This window comes from Actinomadura harenae, from assembly GCF_003696215.1.
GTDB lineage: Bacteria > Actinomycetota > Actinomycetes > Streptosporangiales > Streptosporangiaceae > Spirillospora > Spirillospora harenae.
Genome location: NZ_RFFG01000021.1, coordinates 100,722 through 108,078, shown reverse-complemented (window position 1 = coordinate 108,078; position 7,357 = coordinate 100,722). Strand labels below are relative to the sequence as shown.

5 protein-coding genes are annotated in these 7,357 nt (G+C 72.5%); 3 read left to right on the top strand and 2 right to left on the bottom strand.

From position 1 onward, the window contains the following. Positions 1-664 precede the first annotated feature (664 nt). The gene (locus EBO15_RS14450) at positions 665-1,513 is read left to right on the top strand and encodes a patatin-like phospholipase family protein (RefSeq protein WP_233616190.1); all 849 of its coding nucleotides are present in this window, start codon (positions 665-667) and stop codon (positions 1,511-1,513) included. Between the two features lie 105 nt (positions 1,514-1,618). Here the strand turns inward: EBO15_RS14450 and EBO15_RS14445 are convergent, their stop codons facing one another. Then, positions 1,619-3,052 (bottom strand): aminotransferase class I/II-fold pyridoxal phosphate-dependent enzyme, encoded by a 1,434-nt coding sequence (locus tag EBO15_RS14445; RefSeq protein ID WP_233616189.1) that lies wholly within the window; start codon positions 3,050-3,052, stop codon positions 1,619-1,621. A gap of 246 nt (positions 3,053-3,298) precedes the next feature. Here EBO15_RS14445 and EBO15_RS14440 point away from each other — a divergent pair, with 246 nt between their 5' ends. Further along, positions 3,299-3,847 (top strand): NAD(P)-binding domain-containing protein, encoded by a 549-nt coding sequence (locus tag EBO15_RS14440; protein WP_122194888.1) that lies wholly within the window; start codon positions 3,299-3,301, stop codon positions 3,845-3,847. A 9-nt stretch (positions 3,848-3,856) separates the two neighbouring features. Continuing rightward, on the top strand, positions 3,857-4,477 hold the full coding sequence (gene wrbA, locus EBO15_RS14435) for an NAD(P)H:quinone oxidoreductase (RefSeq protein ID WP_122194887.1): 621 nt from the start codon (positions 3,857-3,859) through the stop codon (positions 4,475-4,477). Between the two features lie 107 nt (positions 4,478-4,584). Here the strand turns inward: wrbA and EBO15_RS14430 are convergent, their stop codons facing one another. Then, the gene (locus EBO15_RS14430; RefSeq protein ID WP_122194886.1) at positions 4,585-7,311 is read right to left on the bottom strand and encodes a helix-turn-helix transcriptional regulator; all 2,727 of its coding nucleotides are present in this window, start codon (positions 7,309-7,311) and stop codon (positions 4,585-4,587) included. Between the last annotated feature and the right edge of the window lie 46 nt (positions 7,312-7,357).

Below are 7,357 nucleotides of genomic sequence, written 5' to 3'. Positions count from 1 at the left end.
TTCGTCCTGAGCCAGGATCAAACTCTCCATCAAGGTCCAAACGACAGGAACCAGGGGCGAACCCGGAACCCGCCAAACCCGAAAGAGGAATCCGAAGATCCCAGCAAAACAACCCCCCGAAAGGGATTGCATTTGCCTCAAAGAAATCCCTGCACCCGAATCCGAAGATCCACGTGCACGGGGTGATCAGGCACTGCCTGATCTATAAAGGCACTGGCTTTTGTCACGCTGTTGAGTTCTCAAGAAACGGACACTCACGCGCTCCGTCCGCGTTTCCGCGGCCTTCGCTCCGTGGCGACTCTCTTACTTTATCAGTTCCGGCCGGCTTGTCAATTTCCGGCTGATTCTGATTTCCGCACTTCCCGTCCGCTTTCGCGGCCGTTCCCTGCAGCCCTTCTATTTCACCAGACCGGCGCCGATTCGCAAAATCGAGCCTTTCTGGCATGCCTCAACACGCAGGGCATGACGAATCGCCGTGTCCTGATGATCGTGAAGGGGCTCCCCTGGCCGGCCGCTGCGAGAACCGCGCGTCCTGCATCCCTTGGGGACGAGGAGTCAACGTACGTGCTCCTGGGAGGGGTGTCAAACCAACGGCCGACGGAATAACGTTCGGGGCGCCCGGCGCTGTCCGGGCATGGCTTTGGATGATCTTCGGGAGGTAACCGTGACGGGACGGACGGCACTGGTGCTGGGCGGGGGTGGCGTCGCGGGCATCGCCTGGGAGATCGGCGTGCTGGTGGGGCTGGCCGAGGGTGGTGCGGACGTGCTGGGCGCCGACCTCCTCGTCGGGACTTCGGCCGGGTCGTCGGTGGCCGCCCAGGTGGGCGCGGGACTCTCCCCGGACGAGTTGTACGCGCGGCAGACCGACCCGGCGCGGCAGAACCACGAGTTCGTTCCGCAGGGCGTGTCCCTGGAGCGGGTGTGGGAGCGGATGCTGCAGATCCAGGCCGACCACTCCGACATGACGACGATCCGCCGTGAGGTGGGGGCCTTCGCTCTTGCCACCGAGACCGTTCCGGAGAAGGAGCGGTACGCGGTGTTCGAGGGACGGCTCCCGGTGCACGAGTGGCCGGAGCGTCCACTGGTCGTCCCGGCGGTGAACGCGACGACCGGTGAGCCCGTGATCTGGACGAAGGACTCCGGGGTGCCGCTGGTGGACGCGGTGGCGGCGAGCTGCGCCGTCCCGGGGATCTGGCCGCCGGTGACGGTCGGGGACGTGCGGTACATCGACGGCGGTATCCGGTCCATGGTGAACGCGGACCTGGCGGCCGGGTTCGAGCGCGTCCTGGTCGTGGCGCCGCTGGTCGACCCGACGCTGGACGCGCAGGTGGCGGGGCTGCGGGACGCGGGGGCCGTGGTGGACGTGATCCTCGCGGACGAGGCGTCCGTGGCCGCCTTCGGGACGGACCCGCTCTCCCCCGAGACCCGCGGCCCGTCGGCGGAGGCGGGGAAGGCGCAGGGGCTCGCCGCCGCGTCGGTGGTCGCCGAGCACTGGGCGGCCGGCGGCGCCTGACCGAAGGTCGGCTTCCGGACCGGGGCTTGTCCCTTGGCTTGGAGCCTGCGGGGAGGTGATGCGGGCCGCTGCCCTTTCGGGCAGCGGCCCGTTGGTGTTTCCAGGTCAGGCGGTGGTCTCTTCGCGGATGCGGTCCCAGGCGGCGAGGATGTGGCGGCGTTCGGTGCTGGGGGCGCCGATCGCCATGCGCAGCAGGACGTGACCGCCGATCTTGGTGTGGCTGAGGAGGAGGTCGCCGGACGCGTTGAGGCGGTTCAGCGCGTCCATGGTGGCGGCGTTGGCCTCGTCCGTGGTCAGGCCGTCCCAGAGGGGGCGGAAGCAGACCAGGCCGAACGGGTGGTCGGGGCGGACCTCGTAGCGGGGGTCGGCGGCGATGAGGGCGGCGAGCTCGTCGGCGAGGCCGGAGCCGGTGCGGATGTGCTCGCGGAGGCCCTCGGCGCCGTACCAGCGGATGACCGACCAGAGCTTCAGGGCGCGGAAGCGGCGGCCGAGCGGGATCTGCCAGTCGCGGTAGTCGATGACGTCGCCCGAGGTGGTCGCGTTGTTCCGCAGGTACTCGGGGAGGATCGACAGCGCGTTCAGCATGGGGGCGCGGTCGGCCATCCAGAGCAGGGTGCAGTCGAAGTTGGTGAGCATCCACTTGTGCGGGTTCGTCGAGTAGGACGAGGCGTACTCGGCGAGGCCCTCGTTGACCCAGCGGAACTCGGGGCAGACGGCGGCGACGCCCGCGTAGGCGGCGTCCACGTGCAGCCAGACGCCGTGCCTGCGGCAGACCTCGCCGATCGCGGGGACGGGGTCGACGGCCGTGGTGGAGGTGGTGCCGACGGTAGCGCAGACCATGGCGGGGACGGCTCCGGCGGCGGCGTCCTCGGTGAGGAGGGCGTCGAGGTGGGCCGGGTCCATGGCGAGGGTGACCGGGTCGACGTCCACCACGCGGACGTTGGCGGAGCCGACGCCGGCGACGCGGGCGGCCTTCTCCAGGGACGAGTGCGTCTGCGAGCTGATGTAGAGGGTGCGGCGGCGGTCGATGCCGTCCGGTCCGGGCGCTCCGCCGCCGGCCTGGTGGAGGGCGGAGAGGAGCGCGACGAGGCAGGCGCTGGACGCCGAGTCCTGGATGGCGCCGTTGCCGCGGAACTTCGCGGGCAGGTCGAGGAGGTCGGCCGTCCAGTCGGCGACGCGGGTCTCCAGTTCGGTGGCCGCGGGGCTGGTGGCCCACATCATGCCCTGGACGCCGAGCCCGGACGACAGCAGGTCGCCGAGGATGCTGGGCCCGGTGGAGTTGGACGGGAAGTAGCCGAAGAACGAGGGGTGCTGCCAGTGGGTGACGCCCGGCATGATGTCCCGGTCGAGGGCGGCGAGCAGGCCGTCGAAGCCCTCGCCCTTCTCCGGCGGGTGCTCGGGGAGCGCGGCCAGCACGTCGCCCGGCTCCGCCCGTGACATCACGGGCCGGGACGCGATCGACTCGTGGTAGTCCGCGATCCAGTCGATGACCTGCTTGCCGTACCGCCGGAACTCGTCCGGTGTCATGTGGCCCGCCACCACACCTCCTCAGTTGACACGAACACGGGATACCTGCCGGTTTGTGCCGTTCTGTTCCGGCAGGCGCTCGCAGCATAAGTGCGCACTGTCCTGCGCTTCCAGCCCTGCGTGGCGCGGGAGTAGGCAGGACCTGCCGACGCGGTCGGGGCCTGCCGGGCGGAGGCTGGTGGAAGGCGGGCCCGGCCCGGGAGGTCCCCAGGGATCCGCGGCCGGCGGCCGGCCCGGCATCGACCGAGGGGAACCGACATGAAGATCACCGTTGTGGGACGAGGGCACGTCGGCGGCGGCCTGGCGCGGCTCTGGTCGGCCGCCGGGCACGAGGTCGCGGGCCTCGGCAGGGACGGCGGCGACGCCGCGGGCTCCGACGTGGTGGTCGTCGCCGTGCCGGGCCCCGCGATCGCCGACGCGCTCGGCCGGGTCGGGGGCCTGAACGGCCAGGTGACGATCGACGCCTGCAACCTCTACGGCGAGCGGGACACGGCGTTCCCCTCACTGTCGCACCAGATCAAGTCGATCACCGGCGGCCCGACCGCCAAGTCGTTCTCGACCAACTTCGCGGTCGCCTACGACCGGATCGCGGCCCAGCGCGTCACCCCCAGCAACCTCTTCGCCGCCGAGGAGGGAGCGCGGGCCGTCACCGAGCGGCTGATCCGCGACGCGGGCTACGAACCGCTGTACGTGGGCGACCTGGACCCGGGAGCCCGCCTGCTGGAGGACGGCTCCGCCCTCACCCGGGCGATCGCCGGGGAGATCGGCCCCTTCTTCTACCGCTACGCCCCCGTCGACCGACTCTGAAGGACGAACATGGACTCTCCCGTCACCGTGGCGGTCGTGTACTACTCGGCCACCGGCAACGTCTTCCAGCTCGCCAAGGCCGCGGCGACCGAGGCCGAGAAGGCGGGGGCCGAGGTGCGCCTCCGCAAGGTCCGCGAGCTGGCCCCCGACGAGGCGATCGCCGCCAATCAGGGGTGGTACGACCACGCGGCCACCACGCAGCACATCGTCGAGGCCCGGCTGGACGACCTCGACTGGGCCGAGGTCGTCCTGTTCGGGACGCCGACCCGGTACGGGCTCCCCGCCGCGCAACTGAAGCAGTACATCGACACCACCGGTCCGCTGTGGAGCCAGGGGCGTCTGGCCGACAAGGTCGCGTCCTCCTTCACGTCCACCTCCACCGCGCACGGCGGCCAGGAGTCGACGATCCTCGCGCTCAACAACACCTTCTACCACTGGGGTTGCGTCATCGTCCCGCCCGGTTACACCGACCCGATCCAGTTCCAGGCCGGCAACCCGTACGGAACCAGCCACTTCTCCGAGGGCGGTGACCGGCCGCCGGGCGAGGTCGAGCTCGCCGCCGTCGAGCATCAGACGCGTCGCGCGGTCGAGATCGCCCGGCTCCTGCGGAGCGGGCGGGACGCCGCCTGAGCCAGGCCTGCCGGCGGGGCGGGAGGAGCGGCGTCCCGTCCCGGCCGAGGGCCGGTGCGGTTCTCGGAGTCGCGGTGTCGGAGTCGTGGTTCTCAGAGTCGCGGTTGTCAGAGTCGCAGCTCGCGGAGCTGGCGGCGCGAGGTGATGCCCAGCTTCCGGTAGATGCTGCGGAGGTGCGCGTCGATCGTCCGGGGACTCAGGAAGAGCTGGGCGCCGACCTCCCTGGACGTCGCGCCCGCCGTGACGAGACGGGCCACGTTCAGCTCCTGGGCGGTGAGCCGGCCGGTTTCCCCGGCCCCGCGGCCCTGGACCTGTTCGCCGGTGGCGCGCAGTTCCCGGGCGGCGCGCGCGGCGAACGCCTCGGCGCCCATCGCCGACAGCGCGTCGAAGGCCGAACGCAGTTCCGTGCGCGAATCGCGTCGTCGGCCTTCGCGGCGCAGCCATTCGCCGTAGGCGAGCCGGGCCCGCGCGAGGTGGCCGGGGAGGCCCGCTGCGGTGAGCCGTTCGACGGCTTCCACGAAGAGCTTCTCGGCGGAGGAGTCGTCGGTCAGCATGGCGCGGGCGCGAAGGCCCGTTCCCACGGCCCAGTCGGTGTCGACGGCGTGGACGCGTTCCCGGAACCGCGTCAGCGCCGGGACCGCCAGGTCCCGGCGCCCGGCCCTTGTGGCGGCTTCGAGGAATTCGGGGACGACCCAGGGCAGGAATCCGGGCTCGTCCAGGTCGTGCGCCGTTCGGCAGGCCTCCAGCGCGGCCTCGTAACGTCCCAGGCCGTTCAGCAGGACCGTCCGCGCGTGCTCGGCGAGCGTAACCAGTCGGCCCTCCCCGCGCGCGGTGCCCTCCCGCAGGGCCGACCCGATGAGCGCGGACGCGCCCTGCTCGTCGCCTCTCCACGCCGCCAGCGCGAGCTCACCGTGGACGATCGCCGGAGCGCCGATCGCGTCGGCGACCGCCGACGCCTCCGCCAGTCTCGCGGCGGCCTCCGGCAGTTCACCGGCGTGCACGTGAGCCACCGCCTGGAGGTTGAGAGCCATGGGGAGCGCCGTCACCGCTCCGGTGGAACGGGCCGCCTCGACCTGCCGGTCCGCCAGCGCCTTCCCTGCCTCGTGATCCCAGAGGTCCATGGCCGCGTCGCCTGCCAGGAGGGTCCGGGCGATGCCGTGGACGGTGTCCTGCTCGGCTTGGCCGTCTCGCACGGCGGGACGCAGCAGAGGCACGGCCGGGAGGTATCCGTCGATGACCCTGGTGGTGTGCGCGTTCAGCAGCCGGTCGGAGGGGTGCAGCGCACGTGCGGCCGCCGCCACCTCCAGGAGCCGGTGCGGCGGCCCGAAACGTCCCGCGAACGCCGCCGCCGCGAACGCCTCCAGGAGGGTCTCGCGTGCGAGCCGGACGTCGAGTGGTGCGGTGAGCCTCGCCGCCGTGAGCAACCGGGCGTACGCGGCGTCGTCCCGTCGGGTCTCGAAGGCGATCCGGGCGCGCAGCGTCTCGACGCGCGCGTCCCGGAGCGTGTCGGCGGGGCCGGCGGCCGCCACGGCCAGCAGTTCGAGGGACTCCTCCGCCGCGCCGGCGTCCCGTTTGGCCCGCGCCGCGGCCAGCGCGCGGTCGGCTCGACGTGACGGGTCCGGGGTGAGCGCGGTCGCCAACTCCAGGAAGGCCGCCGCGGCCGCCGCCCCGCCGCGAGCCCGCGCCCGGCCGGCCGAGTTCTCCAAGTCGTCGGCGACGTCCGTGTCCGGGCCGACGGTCGCCTTGCCCCGGTGCCAGGCCCGCCGGACGGCGTCCGGGGACACCTCCGCGAGCACCCGGTGCGCGGCGCGACGATCGGGTGGCGGCGCCGCGCGGTAGAGCACCGACCGGAGCAGCGGATGGTCGAACCGCGCCCGGGTTCCGACCTCGAACAGGCCGGCCCGCCGGGCGGGCGACAGGTCGTCCGGCCCGGTGCCGAGGCGCGTCGTGGCCCGTTCCAGCAGTTCCGGATCGCCTGTCGGGTCGGCGGCCGCCACCAGGAGGAGCAGCCGCGTCCGTGCGGGGAGCGCCGCCAGCGGTTCCCGGTACCGTTCCTCGATCTCCGCCGGAATCCTTGACCCGCCGAACGCGAAGCCACCGGCCAGGTCCGCCGGTCCGCCGCTGCGCGCGACGTCCAGCAGCGCCAGCGGGTTGCCGCGGGCCTCGGCGACGATCCGGTCACGGACCCGCTCGTCCAGCGGCGCGTGGATCCGGGAGAGCAGGAGGGCTCTGGCGTCGCCGTCCGGCAGGCCGTCGAGCCGCGACCGTGGCAGCGCGGCCAGCTCCTCGCCTCCGCCGCCGCGTCCGCCGTCGCGTCCGCCGTCGCGTCCGCCGCCGTCTCGTGCGGCGAGGACCATCACGATCGGTTCCCTCCGGGCGTGGTCCGCCACCAGCGCCATCGCCTGTGCCGACGCCTGGTCGAGCCACTGTGCGTCGTCGACGACGCACAGCACCGGCCGTGCGGTCGCGGCCCGTGTCATCAGGCCGAGTGCCGCGAGCCCCACCGGCGTGGGGTCGGGAGCGTCCGCGTCCGACAGTCCGAACGCGGCTCGCAGGGCGGCGCGCTGAGGCTCGGGAAGTTCGCCGATCGCGCCGAGCAGGGGCGTCGTCAGGCGGTGCAGCGCGGCGAAGGCCAGGTCCCTCTCGGGCTCGACACCGATCGCGTGCAGGATCCGGAAGTCCGTCGCGGCCTCGCGCAGGCGTTCCAGGAGCGCGGTCTTGCCGATGCCGGGGGCGCCCTCGAACACGACGGCGCCACCGCGTCCGGCCCGGCCCGCCTCCAGCAGCCGTTCCAAGGCGGCCCACTCAGTGCGGCGCCCCCGCAACCGTGTCACCCGGCCAACCTAAACGATCGCCTGACGAGCGTTCCGTCCGATTTTA

Excerpts from the sequence above, each read along its gene's own strand:
- EBO15_RS14440 (WP_122194888.1), top strand. The coding sequence starts at position 3,299 with ATGAAGATCACCGTTGTGGGACGAGGGCACGTCGGCGGCGGCCTGGCG.
- wrbA (WP_122194887.1), top strand. The coding sequence starts at position 3,857 with ATGGACTCTCCCGTCACCGTGGCGGTCGTGTACTACTCGGCCACCGGC.